Consider the following 18,452-nt stretch of genomic DNA (forward strand, 5'->3'; position numbering starts at 1 on the left):
ACCGCGGCGGCTTTCCTGGGATGAGATGCGGAATGAACTGGGGGAAGCCCGCGTGACCTTCGCATGGCGCCTGGGCTCCGCCAGCCAGGCATGGCTGATCCTGGCGGTGCTGCTGGCCGGGCTGTTCGGCGAGCCAGGGCATGGCCGGGCGCAGGGGATCGAGGCGCCGGCCCCCGGCCGCCCGGCCTTGCCCGAGCCGCGGCATCTGGCGCCGCTGCAGGTGGAGCCAGGCGATTTCTGGGCCGATACCCGCGGCTGGCAGGCCCCGCCGCGCGGGCGGAGTCCGGCCGCCGCGACGGAGCGGCGGGCCATGGAGGCCGAGCCGCCCCGCACGCCACAGCGCGGCACGGCCCGGCCGCCGCGGGCGGAAGGCGGTGGGACTTCGCGCACCGGTGCTTGCAGGCCGGGGACCGCCGAAGCCAGGACCCGTGCCTGCCGGGATGCCGGCCAGCGGGGGCGTGGCGCGCCTGGCTGAGGCGCGGCCCTCCGGGCGCACCGCGTTCCGGTCACCGGGCGGCGTCACCGCCGGCGGCAGATCACCTCGGTCGGCACCACCCGCGCCTCCTCCAGGCTGCGCGCCAGGTTGCGGAGGATGGCGGGGTGGTCCGGGCCGAACAATATGGCGATCGGGCTGGGCTTCGGGCCCTCGCGCCGCTGCCGCTCGCGCTGCGCGGCCAGCCAGGCGCGCGCCTCCGCGCCGCTCTCCCGCCAGGACAGGATCTCGAATCCGGCCTCCTGCAAGGCGCCGCGCAGCGCCTCGGGCGTCACCAGGAAGCTGGTGGCGGGGTCGCGTGCCCAGGGCACCGGGAACAGCACCTCGCCGCCCGGCCCCTGCAGCAGGTCATAGAGACCGAAGCGCGCGCCCGGCTTCAGCACCCGATGGATCTCGGCATAGAGGCGCGGCTTGTCGGCGATGTTCATCGCCACGTGCTGGGTATAGGCGGCGTCGAAGCCGGCATCCGGGAAGGGCATGACGAGCGCCGATCCCTGCTGGTAGGCGACCCGGTCGGCCAGGCCGAGCCGCTCGGCCAGCGCGGTCGCGACCCGGCAGTATTCCTCGGTCAGGTCGATGCCGGTAATGCGGCAGCCATGCGCGACGGCGAGATGCCGCGAGGGGCCGCCGATGCCGCTGCCGATATCCAGCACCTGCTGCCCCGGGGCGAGGCCGAGCGCGCGGCCGAGCTCCGCCGTCGGCTCCCGTCCGCGGACATGGAATTCATCGAGCGGCGCGAGGTCCTCCGGGCGTGGATGCTCCGGGTCGTGGCCGGCCTCGCGCAGGGCGGCCAGGATCGCGGCGAGCAGGTCGGGCCGGGCATAGTGGCGGGCGACGCTGGGTTCCAGTTCCATGACGCACCTCAAAGTCCCGGGGGCGGCGCCACCGGCAGGGAGGCTGCATAGGGCTCGATGCGCAGCGCGTCATTGCGAAGGATCGCGACCTGGCCTTGCGGGGCGAAGCGGGTGCCACCATCCGGTGCACAGCCGACGATGTAGCGCCAGGCGGTCACCCGGCCATCGGCGACCAGGGTGCGGGCGATTCGCTCCACCTCCGGGCCGCTGCCGAGGCGCTGCAATTTGGTCTCCGTCAGGCCGATGGTCAGCTCATCACGCGGGCCGATGGCCTTGAACAGCCGAACGCCCCCGGTGGTGCCTTGGGACCGGGCGGCGGGGGCGGGGATGCCCGGCGGCGTCCGGCTGCGCGAGTCGCTGCCCGTCCCGTGGCCGCGCACCCCCCCTGTGGATAGCGGGGACGGCAGTGGATATCGGGGAGCAACCGGCGCCGGCGCGACAGAATGGATGCGCCCGGGTGTGGCTTCCGTGCATGCTCCGGCGCCGGGATTGCGGCCCCGCTTGGCTGAACGAAAACGGAACATTGGCGGTTTGCCTAGGCCTCACGGGTTCGCGAAATCCTGGAACCAGACACCCCATCTGGTGTTAGCCTGGAGAGACCACGGCAATATCTTGTGTAGAGGCCATTCGCCATGCATGCTGCGAACCGGGGGATTGAGGGGGGTGTTGCCTTGTTCGATACGGTGCAGCTTGAGGGGCATCATCAGGTCCAGATCGACCGTTCGCGGGATGCCCTGCTGACGGATTTCGGCAAGGCGACGCTGGACGACCGCTACCTGCTCCCCGGCGAGAGCTACCAGGACCTGTTTGCCCGCGTGGCCTCCGCCTATGGCGACGATGCCGCGCATGCGCAAAGGATCTACGACTACATCTCGCGGCTCTGGTTCATGCCGGCCACGCCGGTCCTGTCCAATGGCGGCACCACCCGCGGCCTGCCGATCTCCTGCTTCCTGAACGAGGCGGATGACAGCCTGGACGGCATCGTCGGCCTCTGGAACGAGAATGTCTGGCTGGCGGCCAAGGGCGGCGGCATCGGCAGCTACTGGGGCAACCTGCGCGGCATCGGCGAGAAGGTCGGGCGCAACGGCAAGACCTCCGGCGTGGTGCCCTTCATCCGGGTGATGGACAGCCTCACCCTCGCGATCAGCCAGGGTTCGTTGCGGCGTGGTTCGGCGGCGGTCTATCTGCCGGTGAGCCATCCGGAGGTCGAGGAGTTCATCGAGATCCGTCGCCCCACCGGCGGCGACCCGAACCGCAAGGCGCTGAACCTGCATCACGGGTTGCTGGTGCCCGACGCCTTCATGCGCGCGGTCGAGGCCGATGAGGAATGGCCGCTGACCAGCCCGAAGGACGGCGCCATCGTCCGCACCGTTTCGGCCCGCGCGCTCTGGATCCGCATCCTCACGGCGCGGATCGAGACGGGCGAGCCCTACCTCGTCTTCTCCGACCATGTGAACCGGGCGCAGCCGGCGCATCAGAAACTCGCCGGGCTGGAGGTGAAGACCTCCAACCTCTGTTCCGAGATCACCCTGCCCACCGGCCGCGACCAGCATGGCAAGGATCGCACCGCGGTGTGCTGCCTCTCCTCGCTGAACCTGGAGACCTGGTTCGCGTGGAAGGATGAGCCGCGCTTCATCCCGGATGTGATGCGCTTCCTCGACAACGTGCTGCAGGAGTTCATCGACGGCGCGCCAGATTCCATGGCCAAGGCGAAATACAGCGCCATGCGGGAACGCAGCGTCGGCCTCGGCGTGATGGGCTTCCACAGCTTCCTGCAAGCGCAGAACGTGCCCTTCGAGAGCGTGATCGCCAAGGTCTGGAACAAGAAGATGTTCAAGCACATCCGCGAACAGGCGGATGTCGCGAGCCGGCTGCTGGCGGAGGAGCGCGGGCCCTGCCCGGATGCCGCTGAATACGGCTTCATGGAGCGTTTCTCGAACAAGATGGCGATCGCGCCGACCGCCAGCATCAGCATCATCTGCGGCGGCGCCTCCCCGGGGATCGAGCCGGTGGCGGCGAATGTCTACAACCACAAGACGCTGTCCGGCAGCTATATCGTCCGCAACCCCTATCTGAAGAAGGCGCTGGCGAAGCACGGGCGCGACGATGACGAGACCTGGACCAGCATCACCGTCACCAAGGGCAGCGTGCAGCACCTCGACTTCCTGACCGAGCAGGAGAAGGCCACCTTCAAGACCGCCTTCGAGCTCGACCAGCGCTGGGTGGTGGAGCATGCGGCGGACCGCGCGCCCTTCATCTGCCAGAGCCAGTCGGTGAACCTATTCCTGCCGGCCAATATCCATAAGCGCGACCTGCACCAGATCCACATGATGGCCTGGAAGCGCGGCGTGAAGTCGCTGTACTACTGCCGCAGCCTGTCGATCCAGCGCGCCGATACGATCAGCGCCAAGGTGGTGGGGCAGGGCGATGTGATGGCGGCGCATGTCGCGACCGCGGCGGATGCGGCGGTGCCACTGGCCGCCAGGGCGGCGCAGGGCGTGACGGATTACGAGGAATGCCTGGCCTGCCAGTAGGGCGGTCCTGTCGCTCCAGCCGCAGCGCCTGAAAATGGCCGCGCCCTATTTCCTCATCGTTCAGGTCGTGATGGCCGGAGTGGTGGGGGCGGGCCGATTCCAAGGCATCAGGCGCAGCACCCGCGCCAAGCCGCAGGTGCCGGTGACGCCGGCAAAGACCAGGCCCGCGCCGACAAATCCCGCCAGCCCATAGAGCCAGGGCGAAACCAGCGCGCCGAGCAGGACGCTGAGCACGACCATGGAGCCTGCCGCGATCTGCACCTGCCGCATCAACTCCAGCGGCCGGCGCCGGTCCTCGGCCACCGGCAGGCCGGCACGCTTCCAGGCATCCAGCCCGCCCTCGACAACATAGGCTGCACGCAGCCCCGCCTTGGCGGCGAGTCGGGCCGCATTGTCCCTGGTGCGGGCGCCGCTGCGGCAGTGGAACAGCACCGGCCGGCCTGGTGGCACCACCTGCTCGATCTCCTCCAGCCGCGAGAGCGGCAGGTTGCGCGCACCGGGGATGCGCTCGCGCGCATATTCGTCCGGCTCCCTCACATCGACCAGCGTGGCGGCACCTTCCCGCATCAGGTGGGCGGCCGCATCAGGGGCGATCGTCTGCAGCATGACCTTGTCCGCCGATGGTTAAGCGTAATCGTAATGGGTGAGCCCCCATAGGAAGTTCAAGCCCTGTCCGGGGCGGAGCAGAATGCAATGCCCTATGCGGGAAGCCGGTCCGTCTCAGCCCGCCGGCAGCAGGCAGCGCGCGACAGCGGGCAGGAAATGCGCCACCGGCGGCGTTGGCAGGCCCGGCACCTTCGCCGCCTCGTCGAAGCGGCGAAGCTGCACCGCCGCCGCGGCCTGCGGCAGGGCGCGGAAGGCGGCGACCTCCGCATCCGACATCGGCCCGCCCTGGAGCCGCAGGCTGAGCACCGAATCCGGCGCCAGCCTGGCGAAGTAGTCCGGCTCGGTGGCGCAGAGGAAGCGCTTGGCGGCGACATGCAGCCGCACCGGCTCCGTAACCTCCGGCCCGAACCAGGCGGCAAGGTAGCGGTGGCCGAGTTCCTCATGCCGGTCATCCACCCCCGCCCCGGCCGGATTGTTGCCGAGGTCATGCACGAGATGGCCGATGTCATGCAGCAACGCGGCGACGACCAGCGCCTCCGGGCAGCCCTGCTGCTCCGCCGCCAGCGCCGCCTGCAGGGCATGCTGGCGCTGGGTGATGGCCTCCAGGCCGTAGCGCCCCTCCGCCTTCCGCTCCAGCAGATCGGCGATCTCGGCCAGTCGCGGGTCCGTCATGCCTGGAGTCTCCGGGTCGGGGCCAGCCTAGTGTCCTGCCCGCGAAGTTCGCTGGATCACCAGCGAACGGAGCGGATCGGCAGGCCACTGAAAACACAGGCTAGTGGCCTGAGAACGAAGGCCAAAGGACTTCGGAATCGGGACACTAGGCAGGCGGCGCAGGCAGGGCAATGATCGCATCCCCGCTGCACAAGCGGCCCCGGCACCCTATCTCTGCGCGGCATGGCAGGAGATGGCGGCATGAGCGGGACGGGGAAGGCCGGGGTCGAGGTGGCAACCCTGGGTGGCGGGTGCTTCTGGTGCCTGGATGCGGTCTATCGCGACCTCAAGGGCGTGAGCCAGGTGGTCTCGGGCTATGCCGGCGGCCATCAGCCGAACCCCACCTATGAGCAGGTCTGCGGCAAGCGCACCGGCCATGCCGAGGTGGTGCAGGTCAGCTTCGATCCGGCCGTCATCAGCTATGCCGACCTGCTGCGGATCTTCTTCACCATCCACGACCCGACGACCAGGGACCGCCAGGGCGCGGATGTCGGGCCGCAATACCGTTCGGTGATCCTCTACCATTCGGAGGAGCAGAAGCGGACCGCGGAGGCGGTGATGGCGGAAATCACCAAGGCCGGGCTCTGGGATGCGCCGCTGGTGACGGAACTGGTGCCGCTCACGCAATTCTGGCCGGGCGAGGCGGAGCACCAGGATTATTTCACCCGTACCCCGGGCAGCGGCTATTGCCGCGCGGTGATCGCCCCGAAAGTGTCCAAATCCCGCAAGAGCTTCGCCGACCGGCTGAAGCGTCCAGCCGCTTAACGGCACTTGAGGAAACAGCGGCAAGGGAATCGAGAGATGGCATTCTTCAGCAGGGACAAGGCGCCCGAGGCCGAATACCCCGTCCGGAAGTCCGAGGAAGAGTGGCGCGCCGAGCTCAAGCCGGAGCAGTTCCGCGTGCTCCGCCAGCATGGCACGGAGCGCCCGGGCACCAGCCCGCTCAATGCCGAGAAGCGGCCGGGCACCTTCGTCTGCGCCGCCTGCGGCCATCCCCTCTTCGATGCCGGGACCAAATTCGAGAGCGGCACCGGCTGGCCGAGCTTCTGGGCACCGCTGGAGGAGGGCGTCGGCACCACCAGCGACCGCAGCCTCTTCATGGCGCGGACCGAGGTGCATTGCGCCAGATGCGGCGGGCATCTTGGCCATGTCTTCCCGGATGGCCCGCCCCCCACCGGCCAGCGCTACTGCATGAACGGCGTGGCGATGCGCTTCGACCCGGCCGGCTCCTGACTGGAAGCCCGGCGCGGTTGCGCCCAGAATGTCGGCGCCGGCCTGGCAAGGCACCCTGCCGGGCCGGCGCTGCTGCGGAAGCTGTCCGCCCCTGGTCCTGAAAGCTTCTCCATGCGGCTGCCCCGCCCCCTGTTCGTCCTGCCCGCCCTGCTGGTGCTCGGCCTCGCCGGCACCGCCAGGGCCGATCTCGTCTATGTGCTGAATTCCGGCGATGCCTCGATCAGCGTGCTCGATGCCCGCACCCGCGAGGAAACCCAGCGCATCCCGGTGCTGCGCGAGGTCCACCACCTGCTGCTGACGCCTGACCGCAGCGCCCTGGTGGTAGGCGATTCCGGCGCCAACGAGTTGCTGTTCCTCGACCCTGCCACCGCCGAGGTGACGCGGCGGGAGCGGATCAGCAATCCCTACCACCTGGAATACACGCCGGACGGCAAGCTGCTGGTCATCACCAGCCTGCGCCGCGACCAGGTGGATATCTACGATGCCGCGACGCTCAGCCTGCTGCAGCGGCTGCGGGTGCCGGACAAGCCCAGCCACCTGGCCTTCTCGCCGGACAGCCGGGTCGCCTATGTCACCCTCCAGGGCGTGAAGCGGCTGATGGCGATCGACCTGATCCAGCGCAAGCCGCTCTGGACCGCGGAGGTCGGGCCGCAGCCGGCCGGGGTGATCTGGCACCGCGGCCGGCTGCTGGTCGGCATCATGGGCTCGGACCATGTGGCGGTGGTGAACCCGGCGGATGGCAGGGTGGAGCGCACCGTCCCGGTCGGCCGTGGCGCGCACACGATTGTCCCCGCCCCGGATGGCCGTGCCCTCTATGCCACTTCGCGCGTCGATAGCCGCATCAGCCTGCTCGATCCCGAGACGCTGGCGGTGACGGCGCGCTGGGAGATTCCAGGCGGGCCGGACTGCATCGCCTTCGACCGGGATGGGCGGCTCTGGGTGACGCTGCGCTGGGTGGCACGGGTGGCGGTGGTGGACCCGGCGACGGGGGAGGCGGAGACCATCCCGGTCGGCCGTTCCCCGCATGGGATCTTCGTGCAGCCGCGGCGCGACGAGGCGCCGCCGCCGGCGGCCGCCGTGCCGGCCCCCGGCTCGCCGATGGCTGCCACCCCGGCCGCAGCCGAGCCGGCACCTCCCGCCGCCCAGCCCGCGTCGCAGCCGGCCCCGGTACAGCCGGCGGCGGCCACGCCTGAGCAGCGTTCAGGCTGGCGGCGCCTGCTGAGCCGATGACGCCGTTCCCCCCGCAGGCTGCTGCTGGCGGCCCTGGCGGCACCGGGCCTGGCCCGCGCCCAGCCGGGGGGTGGCCTGGCGGCCCCTGCCATCCCGCCCGCCTGCCGCGGCACAGTCCATCTCACCATCGATACCGGCTGGGGCAGGGAGGCCGAGCAGATCGCCGGGATCCTGCGCCGCCGCGGGGTCCCGGCCACCCTCTTCCTGGCGGATGAGCCGAGCTTCCGCGGCGACCGCACCCTGGACGAGAGTTGGGCGCCCTTCTGGCGTGCCCGCGCCGCCGAGGGCCATGCCTTCGCCAGCCATACCTGGCGCCACTGGTATTTCCGCGGCGACCCCGCGCCGGGCCGGGTGCGCTACGCCTCCCGCCAGGGCGGCGGCACGGAGGTGCTGGACCAGGCCGGGCTCTGCGCCGAGCTGGCGCGGCCGATCACCAGGCTCAGGCAGATGGTGCCGGGGGCGGTGGTGCTGCCGCTCTGGCGGGCGCCCGGCGGCATCACCACGCCGAATGCGCTGCGGCTGGCCGCGGCCTGCGGGCTTCGCCACCAGGGCTGGACCGCCAATGGCTTCTGGGGCGACGAACTCGACAGCGCCGCCCATCCCAATGCCGCGCTCGCCCGCCGCGCCATCGAGCGCACCCGGGACGGCGAGGTGGTGGTGCTGCATTGGGGGGTCCGCAGCCGGCGCGAGCCCTTCGCCGCGGTGCTGGAGGAGGTGATCGCCGGCCTCCAGGCGCGCGGCTTCTGCTTCGCCCTGCTGCCGCCGCAGGGGCGGTGATATAGGCACGCCATGCTTGAGGATCTCTACGCCGCCACCACCGGCTGGCTGTTCGAGACACTGGTCCAGCCGCCCCTCTATGCCCTCGGCCTGATGGACTGGGCGGAGGACCTGCATGACTGGCTGGATTTCGCCGTCTTCGGCCTGCTGGGCATCGCCGTGGTCTATGCGGTCTGCCGGCCGCTCGAGGCCTGGCGGCCGGTGGAGCATTGGGAGGGCAGCGGCCGGGTGGTCAGGACCGACATGGTCTATACCTTCCTCACCCGGCTCGGCCTGCTGCCGCTTCTGGCCTTCGTGGTCCTGGCCTCGCTGCAATCCCTCTGGGAGGGCTGGCTGACCGAGGCCGGGGTGATGCCGCCGACCCTTGAGATGCTGGTCCCGCCGCTGCGCGACCACCCGCTGCTGGCGCTGGCGCTCTATGTGGTGATCCTGGATTTCGGCGAATACTGGCGCCACCGGGCGCAGCACCGCTTCGGCTGGTGGTGGGCGCTGCATTCCGTGCACCATGCGCAGCGCCGGATGACCTTCTGGACCGATGACCGCAACCATGTGCTGGACGAGGTCATTGCCGCGCTCTGGTTCGGCGGCATCGCGCTGCTGATCGGCGTACCGCCGGGGCAGTTCCCGCTGATCCTGCTGTTGATGCGCCTGGCCGAGAGCCTCTCCCACGCCAATGTCCGGCTGGATTTCGGCCGGCTGGGGGAGCGGCTGCTGGTCTCGCCCCGCTTCCACCGGCTGCATCACGGCCTGCTCTCGGCCGGCGAGCATGGCCGCAACTATGCCGTGCTGCTGCCGGTCTGGGACTGGGCCTTCGGCACCGGGGATTTCCGCCGCGATGTCTATCCCCGCACCGGCGATCCCGGCGCGCCGGAGGCCTTGGCTTCCGGCGGCTGGCTGCGGCAGCAGGCGGCGGGGTTCAGGCGGCTGCTGGCGGCGCTGGCTCGGGAGCGGGGCTGAGGGCTGGCGCCTCCGCCAGCGCGGCTTCCAGCATCCGGTGGGCGATCTCGCGCTCGCCCATCACGGCCAGCGTGGCGCCGAGCCCGGTGAGATGCGCCACCGCCTCCTCGGAATGGGCGCGGGCCAGGATCTCCAGGCCGGGATTGAGGGCACGGGCCTGCTGGATCACCTGGCCGGCCTCGAAGGCGTCCGGGATGGTGACGAAAAGCCGGCGCGCCGCGGCCAGGTTGGCGGCGGCCAGCACCTCCGGGTCGGCGGCATTGCCCACCACCACCTCGGCGCCCATGCCCCGCGCCGCCTGCATCCGCTCGTCGGTTTCCTCGAAGACCAGGAAGGGATGGCCGGCGGCGGCGAGGCCGGCGCCGAGGATGGAGCCGACCCGGCCATAGCCGACCACCACCTCATGCCCCTCCAGCGTGGTCACGGCGGGCGGCTCGCTGGCCGGGGCGGGCGGCGGCGAGGCGGGTTCCGGCTCGGCGCGCTGCGGTTCCGGTGCCTTCCGGGCGCTGGGCAGGATGGTGCGCGGCAGCAGCCGCACCCGGCCGCGCTCCAGCGCCGCGATCAGGAAGGGGTTCAGCAGGATGGACAGGATGGCGGCGGCCAGGACCAGGTCCCGCCCCTCCGGCGGCAGCAACCCCATGGTGACGCCAAGCCCCACCAGGATGAAGGAGAATTCGCCGATCTGGGCGAGGCTGGCCGAGATGGTCAGCGCGGTGCCCATCGGATGGCCGAAGGCGCGGACGATCGCCATCGCCACCAGCGGCTTGCCGATGACGATGATGCCGAGCGTCGCCAGCACCGCCCAGGGCGCCCGCAGCAGGACATGCGGGTCGAACAGCATGCCGACCGAGACGAAGAACAGCACCGCGAAGGCATCGCGCAGCGGCAGCGCCTCCTCCGTCGCGCGCTGGCTGAGCTTGCTCTCGCCCATCACCATGCCGGCGAAGAAGGCACCGAGCGCGAAGGAAACGCCGAACAACTGCGCCGCCCCGAAGGCCACGCCGAGCGCCACCGCATAGACCGCCAGCCGGAACAGCTCGCGCGAGCCGGTATGGGCGGCGTAATGCATCACCCAGGGGATCACCCGCCGCCCGGCCAGCAGCATGATCGCCACGAAGGCTGAGACCTTGGCCAGGGTCAGCGCCACCAGCGCCCCGAATTGCCAGGGCGACAGGCTGGTGCCCGCGGCAATGGTGGGCCCGATCGCCGGCAGCAGCACCAGCGCCAGCACCATGGCGAGATCCTCGACGATCACCCAGCCGACAGCGATGTGGCCGCGGTCGGTCTCCATCAGCCGCCGCTCCTGCAGCGTCCGCAGCAGCACGACGGTGCTGGCGACCGAGAGCGCCAGGCCGAAGACCAGCCTGGCGCCAGGCGGCCAGCCGAAGGACCAGGCCAGCGCGGTCCCGAGCAGGGTAGCGGTGGCGATCCCCGCAATCGCCCCGGGCACCGCGATGGCCCGCACCGACATCAGGTCCTTGAGCGAGAAATGCAGGCCGACCGCGAACATCAGCAGGATCACGCCGATTTCCGCCAACTCGTTCGCCAGCTCCTGGTCGGCGATGAAGCCCGGGGTGAAGGGGCCGATGGCGATGCCGGCCACCAGATAGCCGACCAGCGGCGAGAAGCGCAGCCGGTGCGCGGCCAGGCCAAAGATGAAGGCGAGCATCAGGCCGACGGCGATGGTGGCGATCAGCGGCGTGTGGTGTTCCGGCAAGCGGATCTTCCTCGGCTGCCTCGGGCGACCTCCGGTATCACCCCATCAGGGACTTCACCGCCAGCCCCGAAACCGCCGCGACCGCCAATGTCGGCACCACGCCGAGCTTCAGCCGGAACAGGCAGAGCGCCGCCAGCGCCGCCAGGGCCAGCGCCACCCCATCCAGCGTGGCCGCGACAGGCATGTCCAGGGCGAGCGGCCCAAGCGGCACCTCGCGCACCTCCGCGAAGAGGACCCGGAGGCCGAACCACAGCGCCAGGTTGCCGATGACGCCGACCACCGCCGCCGTCACCCCCGCCAGCGCGCCCTTCAGCCGCGGCTGGTTGTGCAGCCGCTCCACATAGGGGGCGCCGAGGAAGATCCAGGCGAAGCAGGGCGCGAAGGTCACCCAGAGCGTGAGCAGCGAGGCCAGCGTGCCGCCCCAGACCCCGCCCCAGGCATGGCCCGCCATGAAGCCGGTGAATTGCAGCACCAGGATCAGCGGCCCGGGCGTGGTCTCGGCCAGGCCGAGCCCCGCCAGCATCTCCCCGGCGGTCAGCCAGTGGTAATGCTCCACCGCCTGCTGCGCCACATAGGCGAGCACGGCATAGGCGCCGCCCACCGTGACGACCGCCATCTTGGAGAAGAACCAGGCGATATCGGCCCAAGGGGACGTGGTTTGCCCGCCCTCCGCCAGCAGCAGCGCCACCGGCCAGACCCAGAGCGCCAGGGTGGCCAGCCCCGCCCGCCGCGCCGCGCCGGTGAGCCGAGCGATCCGCTCCGGCTCGCGCGCCAGCAGGGCATCCAGCAGGGCGGGCGGGCCCTCCTGCGCCGCGCCATGGCCGCCGCCGACGAAGGAGTCTGGCTGCCAGTAGCCCAGCAGGGCCGCGGCCAGCACCACGGCGGGGAAGGGCAGGCCGAGCAGATACAGCGCCAGGAAGGCGGCCACCGCCACGGCCCAGGACACCGCACCCTTGAGCGCCCGTCGCGCCACCCGCAGCAGCGCCTCCACCACCAGCACCAGCACCGCGCATTTCAGGCCGAAGAACAGCGCCGCCACCAGCGGCACCTCGCCCAGCGTGGCATAGAGGATGGAGAGCCCGAGCATCACCACGGCGCCCGGCAGGACGAAGAGCAGCCCGGCCGCCACCCCGCCCTTCACCCCATGCAGCAGCCAGCCGAGATAGGTGGCGAGCTGCGTCGCCTCCGGCCCCGGCAGCAGCATGCAGAAATTCAGCGCATGCAGGAACCGGGCGTCGGAGACCCAGCGGCGCTCATCCACCACCTCCCGGTGCATCAGCGCGATCTGCCCGGCGGGGCCGCCGAAGGAGAGGCAGCCGACCCGGAGCCAGACGCGGAGCGCCTGGGCGAAGCTCGGGAAGGCGGCGGCATCGGGCGGCAGGACATTCATCGGGCAGGCACCTTTGAGGCAGGCAGGTCAGGCCGCGGCGGCGGGCTGCCAGCGATGTGCCTCGCCCTGGAGGTCACGGCACCAGAGATAGAGCGCGTCATAGAGCGGAAAGGCGTGGCGCAGCAGCACTTGGTCCTCGGCGATCAGCGCCGAGAAGCCGAGCGCGGCGGCGAAGAGCCCGCCGGAAGCCGGGTGCAGATCCGGCCTTTCGGTATCGGCGCCGCGGATGATGCGGGCCAGCAGGGCGAGGGCCGGGTCCTCCGGCCGGTGGCGCGCCAGGAAGGCATCGAAGCTGCAGCCCTCGCCCTCATGCGTATAGGGGGGCGCCGGGGATGTCGAAGGCGGTGCCGCCCGTGGCCCCCGCCACCCGCGCCACCTCGGCCGGCGGCACGAAGAGGATGCGCGCATCCGGGTCGACGAAGCGGCGCAGCAGCCAGGGGCAGGCGACGCGATCCACCTTCGGCCGCGCCCGCGTCACCCAGACCGAGGGGCGGCCGGGCTTCGCCGCCAGCGGCAGGCCGAGCGAGGCCCAGCCCTCGATCCCGCCTTCCAGGTAGCTGGCCGCCAGGCCGCGGGCGCGAAGCGCCGCCGCGACCTCCTGGCTGACCGCATGGCCATGCAGGCAATAGGCGACGACCGGCCGGTGCGTCTCCAGGGCGCCGGCCCAGGCGGCGACGGCTTCGGGATCGCGCCGGAGGGCGCCGGGCAGGGCGTGCTCGGCGGTGCCGAAGGCGGCCTCCCGCCTCATGTCCAGGATCTGCGGGCCGGGGAAGCCGAGGCTGGCGGCGAGCAGGGCTTCGGGGGAAATCGAAACGGCGTCCATGAGCGCCTCCGTCAATGCCGCGCAGTGGTGCGGCTGAAGGGGCGCAGGCTTGGACGCGGGGGGCCGCCTCTGACGGCGCGCCTGCGGATGGCGCCGATGCGGGCGAGGCTAGTCCCGCCGTCGGGCGGCGGTCAATCGGCAGGTTGCGCCCTGGGGGCCGATGGGCTAAGGCCCGCGGCGCGCCGGCACCCCTGGAGGCCGGCGCGCCTGAATTCGGGCGGCCGCGACCATTCGGGGCGCCGCGACCCGGCCAGGCCATTCCATAGCCAAGCGAGGTACGACCATGGTCCAAACCATTCGGATCGAGGCCGAGGCGCGTGGGCGTTCCGGTAAGGGGGCGGCGCGCGCGACACGGCGAGAGGGGCTGGTCCCCGCCGTCATCTACGGTGCGAAGCAGGAGGCGACGCTGATCGCCCTCGACCCGCGCGACGTGATGAAGGAATTGCAGAAGGGCGGCTGGCAGGGCCATCTCTATGAGGTGGCGGTGAAGGGCGACGGAGGAAGGACCGAGCGCGCCCTGATGCGCGAGGTGCAGTTCCACCCCGTGACCGACCGGCCGCTGCATGTCGATTTCCAGCGCCTGGCGGCCGGACAGATGATCCGGGTGAAGGTGCCGGTGGTCTTCGTGAATGAGGATACCTGCCCGGGCATCAAGGCCGGAGGCGTGCTGAACGTCGTGCGCCGTGACATCGAGGTGCAGGCCGACCCGGACAACGTGCCGGGGGGGCTTTGAGATCGATCTCGGCGCCGCCGGCATCGGCGACAGCCTGCGCTGGTCCGCCGTGCGCGACCAGTTCGGCACCAAGTCGGTGATCGTCCGCGACTTCGTGGTGGCGACCATCGCCGCGCCGACCGTCGCCGAGGAGACCCCCGCCGCGCCAGTCGCCGCCGCCGCGCCCGAGGCGACCAAGCAGAAGGCCCCGCCCGCCGGCAAGGCGCCAGCCGCCAAGGCCCCGGCCAAGAAGAAGTAGGCCAGAGCCAGGGCAAGGGGCGCTGCCATGCTGCTTTGGGTCGGCCTGGGCAATCCCGGGCCGGAACATGCCCGGCAGCGCCACAATATCGGCTTCATGGCGATCGAGGCCATCGCCCGCCGCCACGGGTTCGGCCCGTGGCGGCGGCGCTTCAAGGGCGAGGTCGCCGAGGGCAGCATCGCCGGCGTGAAGGTGCTGGCGCTGAAGCCGATGACCTACATGAATGGCAGCGGGGACGCGGTGCAGCCGGCCGCGGCCTTCCACAAGGTGCCGCCCGGCGACATCACGGCCTTCTACGACGAGCTCGACCTGGCACCCGGCAAGGTGCGGGTGAAGCAGGGTGGCGGCGCGGCGGGGCATAACGGCATCCGCGACATGCAGCGCGCGTTGGGCACGCCGGAGTTCCAGCGGGTGCGCCTCGGCATCGGCCATCCCGGCATGAAGGAGAAGGTGACCGGCCATGTGCTCGGCAACTTCGCCAGACCCGACCTGCCCTGGCTGGAGACGCTGCTCGACGCCGTGGCCGAGGCCGCACCGCTGCTGGCCGAGCGCCGGGCGGAGGATTTCATGACGCGGGTGGCGCTGCTGACGCAGGAGACGCGCTGATGGAGGAGGCGGAAGCCGATTTCACCGCAGGCATGGGCGGCCCTGGCGCCGAGGACTTCGCCAATGGCGCCGCCGCCCTGGCCGCCGGCCTGGTGCGGGAGGCGCGGGCGCTGGCCGAGACCGCTGCCGCCCTCCGCGCCGCCGTGGCGGTGGTGCCGGGCGACCCCTCCGGCGGGCCGCTGGCCGATGTGCGGCGCCAGCGCACCGCGCTGCATGCGGCCGGCGAGGCCGCGCTGCGCGCCGCGCTGCTGCTGGAGGCCGCCGAGGTGCTGGGCGGGGGCGGCGACAGCGCGGCCCAGGCCGGGCGGATCATCGCCGCCGCGCGCCGCGCCGGGCTGCCGCCGGCCGGGCTCGCGGCGCCCGTGCTGGCCGCCTCGCTCTCGCTCGATACCGACGATGGCGCGGCCCGCATCGCCGCCACCATTCTCGCGCAGCGCCTGGCCGGGCTGCTGCGCGGCTGATTGTCAGGAGGTTCCCTTGGGTTTCAATTGCGGCATCGTCGGGCTGCCGAATGTCGGGAAATCGACGTTGTTCAACGCCTTGACCGCGACCGCCAGCGCGCAGGCGGCGAATTACCCCTTCTGCACCATCGAGCCGAATGTCGGCCGGGTCGGCGTGCCCGATCCGCGCCTCGACATGCTGACCCGCATCGGCAAGAGCCAGAAGACCGTGCCGACCAGCCTGGAATTCGTGGATATTGCCGGGCTGGTGCGCGGCGCCTCCAAGGGCGAGGGCTTGGGCAACCAGTTCCTGGCCAATATCCGCGAGGTGGACGCCATCGTCCATGTGCTGCGCTGCTTCGAGGACAGCGACGTGACGCATGTGGAGGGCAGCGTCGACCCGGTGCGGGATGCGGAGACGGTCGAGACCGAGCTGATGCTGGCCGATCTCGATGGGCTGGAGAAGCGCCAGGTCGGGCTGCAGAAACGCGCCCGCTCCGGCGACAAGGAGGCGGCGCAGCAACTGGTGCTGATCGACCCGATCGTCGCCGCGCTCCAGGCCGGGAAGCCCGCCCGCACCGCGGTGCCGAAGGGCGAGGAGGAGGCGGCGCGCCGGCTGCAGCTGCTGACCACCAAGCCGGTGCTCTATGTCTGCAACGTGGAGGAATCCGCGGCGGCCACCGGCAATGCCCATTCGGCGAAGGTCTTCGAGCGGGCGGCGGCGGAAGGCGCCCGCGCGGTGGTGGTCTCGGCCGCCATCGAGGCCGAGATCAGCCAGATGCCGGATGCCGACCGGCCGGATTTCCTGGCCAGCCTCGGGCTTGAGGACAGCGGCCTCGACCGCGTCATCCGCGCCGGCTACGCGCTGCTCGGCCTGGTGACCTACTTCACCGTGGGACCGAAGGAGGCGCGCGCCTGGACCATCACCCGGGGCACCAAGGCGCCCGCCGCCGCCGGCGTGATCCATGGCGATTTCGAGCGTGGCTTCATCGCCGCCGAGACCATCGCCTATGACGACTACGTGGCGCTCGGCGGCGAGCAGGGCGCCAAGGAAGCCGGCCGGATGCGGGTCGAGGGCAAGGAATACGTCGTGAAGGATGGCGACATCCTGCTGTTCCGCTTCAACGTCTAGGCCGGGCCGGGGCCGCCTTGCCCGCCTTCCCGGAGGATGCCCTTGCGGTCCTGCTGGCCTTCGCCCTCGGTGCGGCCATCGGGGCGGAGCGGGAGTGGCGCCGGCATCCCGGCGGGCTGCGCTCCGCCGCCCTGGTATCCGGGGCGGCCTGCGTCTTCGCCCGCATCGCGGTGGCGCATGGCGGGGATAATCCGGGGGCGGCGCTCGGCGCCATCGCCACCGGCATCGGCTTCATCGGCGCCGGCGTGATCCTGCGCCGCGGCGGTACCGTCCGCGGCCTTTCCACCGCCGCCACCTTCTGGGCCCTGGCCGCCATTGGCGCCGCGGCGGGGCTGCTGGAAATTGCCCTGGCCACCGCACTGACGGCGCTGGTCCTGGTCGCGCATGTCGTGATGCGGCCCGTCTCCGCCTGGATCGAGCGGCGGGCGCCACCCGAGGATCCGGGGCCGCGCTGACCCGCGACGGCCCGCTTCAGCTCCGCTTGGTCATCTGCACGGCGTAGTGGCAGAGGCCGTTCTTGTGCTCCCCCCCCGGAAGCCGTTCTCTGTGAAGAGGCCGGAGGTGGCGATGGTACGGTCGACCCGGTCCGCCATGCGGGCCGAGCCCTCCGGCCCGACCGTGCCGGTCAGCACCTGCCGGACCTGCGGATTGAAGGCGAAATTCACCTGGCCATTCCGCACCGTGATCTCCCGCTCCTGCGTGGGGCCTTCCGGGCAGGCGCGGGTGCGGTCCGGCAGCAGGGTCACGGTGCCGGTATAGCGGCCGTCGAAGCGGGTGACCGGCCCGCGGGGGGGCGGCGGTGGCTCCGGCGCGGCGGCCGCCGCGCCGGTGGCCGGCGGTGGCGTGGCGGCGGGCTCGGCGCAGGCGGCCAGCAACGCGAGGGCCGCAAGGCCGAGGACCGGGATTCGAACGGTCATGGTGACGCTTCCTGTTGTTGGGGTTGGTCCTGCCGGGCTCAGCCGGGCGGCGGGTCGTCCGCGCCGGGGCCAGGCTGCCGGGCGCCGTCCAGCAGCGCCTGGCGCCGCGCCTCCGCGGCCCGGTCATTGGCGCGTTCGGCCTTGCCGCGGCCATGCTTCATCCGGTTGGCGGCGGCCTTCGCCGTGGCCTCCTGTCTGGCCCTGGCCTTCCGCGCATGGTTCAGGTTGACGATATCGCCCATCCGCGGAGGATAGCGGCGGGAGACGCGAAGGGAAACGCCATGACCATCGAACTGACCACCGCCGACGGCCATACCCTCTCCGCCTACACCGCCGGTCCGCGGGATGCGTCGCGCGCCCTGGTGGTGGTGCAGGAGATCTTCGGCGTGAACCGCCACATGCGCCGGGTCTGCGACGATTTCGCGAAGCAGGGCTATGCCGTGATCTGCCCGGCCCTGTTTGACCGCACCGAGCGCGGGGTCGAACTCGGCTACGAGCCCGCCGATGTGGCGCGCGGCCGCAAGCTGCGCGGCACCATCAAGGCCGAAAAGACGGTGCTGGACATCCGGGCCGCCGCCGCCGCCCTGCCGAAATCCGCGAAGCGCGGCATCGTCGGCTATTGCTGGGGCGGCACCGTCGCTTGGCACGGCGCCACCCGGACCAGCGACTTCGCCGCCAGCGTCGGCTGGTATGGCGGCGGCATCGCCGCCGACCGCGAGGAGAAGCCCCATTGCCCGGTGCAACTGCATTTCGGCGAGAAGGACGCCTCCATCCCGATGAGCGATGTGGAGGCGGTGCGCGCCGCGCGGCCGGAGGTCGAGATCTTCGTCTACAAGGGCGCCGGCCACGGATTCGGCTGCGAGGAGCGCGGCAGCTATGTGCCCGCCGATGCCGCCCTGGCGCAGGAACGGACCCTCGCCTTCTTCGCGAAGCACCTGGGATGACCTCCCCGGGAGGGGCCGGCATCCTGTAACCAGCCGGTTCCCTCCCGCCATGGACTGGCGCTAGTCTCTCCCCGAGCCGGCGGCACAGCCGGCCGGCACGTCCAAGGAGAGACCATG

Annotated in this window: 22 protein-coding genes and 1 pseudogene; 13 read left to right on the forward strand and 10 right to left on the reverse strand. The window is 71.5% G+C overall.

Annotated features, from left to right (window positions below; genetic code table 11):
* The first annotated feature begins 25 nt into the window (after positions 1-25).
* The gene (locus KSF81_RS11585) at positions 26-475 is read left to right on the forward strand and encodes a hypothetical protein (protein ID WP_217379109.1); all 450 of its coding nucleotides are present in this window, start codon (positions 26-28) and stop codon (positions 473-475) included.
* Positions 476-519: 44 nt separating this feature from the next.
* On the opposite strand, the gene KSF81_RS11590 is transcribed toward KSF81_RS11585, so the two are convergent.
* Both KSF81_RS11590 and KSF81_RS11595 read right to left on the reverse strand, forming a co-directional pair.
* Positions 520-1,347 carry a class I SAM-dependent methyltransferase gene (locus tag KSF81_RS11590; RefSeq protein ID WP_217379110.1) on the reverse strand — a complete coding sequence of 276 codons (828 nt, stop codon included), beginning with the start codon at positions 1,345-1,347 and terminating at the stop codon, positions 520-522.
* Positions 1,348-1,355: 8 nt separating this feature from the next.
* Positions 1,356-1,727, reverse strand: coding sequence for a hypothetical protein (locus KSF81_RS11595; protein WP_217379111.1), 372 nt, complete (start codon positions 1,725-1,727; stop codon positions 1,356-1,358).
* A gap of 252 nt (positions 1,728-1,979) precedes the next feature.
* Here KSF81_RS11595 and KSF81_RS11600 point away from each other — a divergent pair, with 252 nt between their 5' ends.
* Positions 1,980-3,881 (forward strand): ribonucleoside-diphosphate reductase subunit alpha, encoded by a 1,902-nt coding sequence (locus tag KSF81_RS11600; protein ID WP_217379112.1) that lies wholly within the window; start codon positions 1,980-1,982, stop codon positions 3,879-3,881.
* A 60-nt stretch (positions 3,882-3,941) separates the two neighbouring features.
* On the opposite strand, the gene KSF81_RS11605 is transcribed toward KSF81_RS11600, so the two are convergent.
* Together KSF81_RS11605 and KSF81_RS11610 are read right to left on the reverse strand one after the other, a co-directional pair.
* The gene (locus KSF81_RS11605; RefSeq protein WP_217379113.1) at positions 3,942-4,487 is read right to left on the reverse strand and encodes a rhodanese family protein; all 546 of its coding nucleotides are present in this window, start codon (positions 4,485-4,487) and stop codon (positions 3,942-3,944) included.
* Positions 4,488-4,601: 114 nt separating this feature from the next.
* Entirely contained in the window at positions 4,602-5,159 is a 558-nt protein-coding gene (locus tag KSF81_RS11610) for a phosphonate degradation HD-domain oxygenase (RefSeq protein WP_217379114.1), read from the reverse strand.
* 240 nt (positions 5,160-5,399) lie between these two features.
* Between KSF81_RS11610 and msrA the strand changes: the two genes are divergently transcribed.
* The 5 genes from msrA to KSF81_RS11635 all read left to right on the forward strand — a co-directional run bounded on the left by msrA (position 5,400) and on the right by KSF81_RS11635 (position 9,395).
* Positions 5,400-5,963, forward strand: a complete 564-nt coding sequence (gene msrA / locus KSF81_RS11615) for a peptide-methionine (S)-S-oxide reductase MsrA (RefSeq protein WP_217379115.1) — start codon at positions 5,400-5,402, stop codon at positions 5,961-5,963.
* A gap of 36 nt (positions 5,964-5,999) precedes the next feature.
* Positions 6,000-6,431, forward strand: coding sequence for a peptide-methionine (R)-S-oxide reductase MsrB (gene msrB, locus KSF81_RS11620; protein ID WP_217379116.1), 432 nt, complete (start codon positions 6,000-6,002; stop codon positions 6,429-6,431).
* A 111-nt stretch (positions 6,432-6,542) separates the two neighbouring features.
* Positions 6,543-7,661, forward strand: a complete 1,119-nt coding sequence (locus KSF81_RS11625; protein WP_217379117.1) for a YncE family protein — start codon at positions 6,543-6,545, stop codon at positions 7,659-7,661.
* A 90-nt stretch (positions 7,662-7,751) separates the two neighbouring features.
* Positions 7,752-8,438: a polysaccharide deacetylase family protein gene (locus KSF81_RS11630; protein WP_309139715.1), complete on the forward strand. Its 687-nt coding sequence runs from the start codon at positions 7,752-7,754 to the stop codon at positions 8,436-8,438.
* Positions 8,439-8,450: 12 nt separating this feature from the next.
* A complete protein-coding gene (locus KSF81_RS11635) occupies positions 8,451-9,395 on the forward strand; it encodes a sterol desaturase family protein (RefSeq protein WP_217379118.1) in 945 nt (314 codons plus the stop codon).
* On the opposite strand, the gene ybaL is transcribed toward KSF81_RS11635, so the two are convergent.
* The 4 genes from ybaL to KSF81_RS29540 all read right to left on the reverse strand — a co-directional run bounded on the left by ybaL (position 9,355) and on the right by KSF81_RS29540 (position 13,325).
* The gene (ybaL, locus tag KSF81_RS11640; protein ID WP_375293370.1) at positions 9,355-11,064 is read right to left on the reverse strand and encodes a YbaL family putative K(+) efflux transporter; all 1,710 of its coding nucleotides are present in this window, start codon (positions 11,062-11,064) and stop codon (positions 9,355-9,357) included. The two genes, KSF81_RS11635 and ybaL, sit on opposite strands and share 41 nt — an antisense overlap.
* Before the next feature lie 85 nt (positions 11,065-11,149).
* Positions 11,150-12,502, reverse strand: a complete 1,353-nt coding sequence (gene chrA / locus KSF81_RS11645; protein WP_217379120.1) for a chromate efflux transporter — start codon at positions 12,500-12,502, stop codon at positions 11,150-11,152.
* 27 nt (positions 12,503-12,529) lie between these two features.
* Positions 12,530-12,910, reverse strand: a complete 381-nt coding sequence (locus KSF81_RS11650; RefSeq protein WP_217379121.1) for a chromate resistance protein ChrB domain-containing protein — start codon at positions 12,908-12,910, stop codon at positions 12,530-12,532.
* Positions 12,810-13,325 (reverse strand): chromate resistance protein ChrB domain-containing protein, encoded by a 516-nt coding sequence (locus KSF81_RS29540; protein WP_254453472.1) that lies wholly within the window; start codon positions 13,323-13,325, stop codon positions 12,810-12,812. The genes KSF81_RS11650 and KSF81_RS29540 overlap by 101 nt, the downstream gene beginning before the upstream one ends.
* Before the next feature lie 283 nt (positions 13,326-13,608).
* Here KSF81_RS29540 and KSF81_RS11660 point away from each other — a divergent pair.
* The 5 genes and pseudogenes from KSF81_RS11660 (at position 13,609) to KSF81_RS11680 (ending at position 16,929) form a co-directional block, all read left to right on the forward strand.
* Positions 13,609-14,296: pseudogene (locus tag KSF81_RS11660) on the forward strand (50S ribosomal protein L25/general stress protein Ctc).
* 27 nt (positions 14,297-14,323) lie between these two features.
* The gene (gene pth / locus KSF81_RS11665) at positions 14,324-14,902 is read left to right on the forward strand and encodes an aminoacyl-tRNA hydrolase (protein WP_217379122.1); all 579 of its coding nucleotides are present in this window, start codon (positions 14,324-14,326) and stop codon (positions 14,900-14,902) included.
* Positions 14,902-15,363 (forward strand): hypothetical protein, encoded by a 462-nt coding sequence (locus KSF81_RS11670; RefSeq protein WP_217379123.1) that lies wholly within the window; start codon positions 14,902-14,904, stop codon positions 15,361-15,363. The genes pth and KSF81_RS11670 overlap by 1 nt, the downstream gene beginning before the upstream one ends.
* Positions 15,364-15,379: 16 nt before the next feature.
* Complete coding sequence (gene ychF / locus KSF81_RS11675; RefSeq protein ID WP_217379124.1) at positions 15,380-16,474, forward strand: redox-regulated ATPase YchF; 1,095 nt, start codon at positions 15,380-15,382, stop codon at positions 16,472-16,474.
* 17 nt (positions 16,475-16,491) lie between these two features.
* Positions 16,492-16,929, forward strand: a complete 438-nt coding sequence (locus KSF81_RS11680) for an MgtC/SapB family protein (protein ID WP_217379125.1) — start codon at positions 16,492-16,494, stop codon at positions 16,927-16,929.
* A 30-nt stretch (positions 16,930-16,959) separates the two neighbouring features.
* Here the strand turns inward: KSF81_RS11680 and KSF81_RS11685 are convergent, their stop codons facing one another.
* Together KSF81_RS11685 and KSF81_RS11690 are read right to left on the reverse strand one after the other, a co-directional pair.
* The gene (locus KSF81_RS11685) at positions 16,960-17,391 is read right to left on the reverse strand and encodes a hypothetical protein (protein ID WP_217379126.1); all 432 of its coding nucleotides are present in this window, start codon (positions 17,389-17,391) and stop codon (positions 16,960-16,962) included.
* 38 nt (positions 17,392-17,429) lie between these two features.
* Positions 17,430-17,633, reverse strand: a complete 204-nt coding sequence (locus tag KSF81_RS11690) for a DUF4169 family protein (protein ID WP_217379127.1) — start codon at positions 17,631-17,633, stop codon at positions 17,430-17,432.
* 39 nt (positions 17,634-17,672) lie between these two features.
* On the opposite strand from KSF81_RS11690, the gene KSF81_RS11695 reads away from it, so the two are divergent.
* Entirely contained in the window at positions 17,673-18,335 is a 663-nt protein-coding gene (locus KSF81_RS11695) for a dienelactone hydrolase family protein (RefSeq protein WP_217379128.1), read from the forward strand.
* Positions 18,336-18,452: the final 117 nt, after the last annotated feature.

Source organism: Siccirubricoccus sp. G192 (assembly GCF_019084075.1).
Lineage (GTDB): Bacteria > Pseudomonadota > Alphaproteobacteria > Acetobacterales > Acetobacteraceae > G192.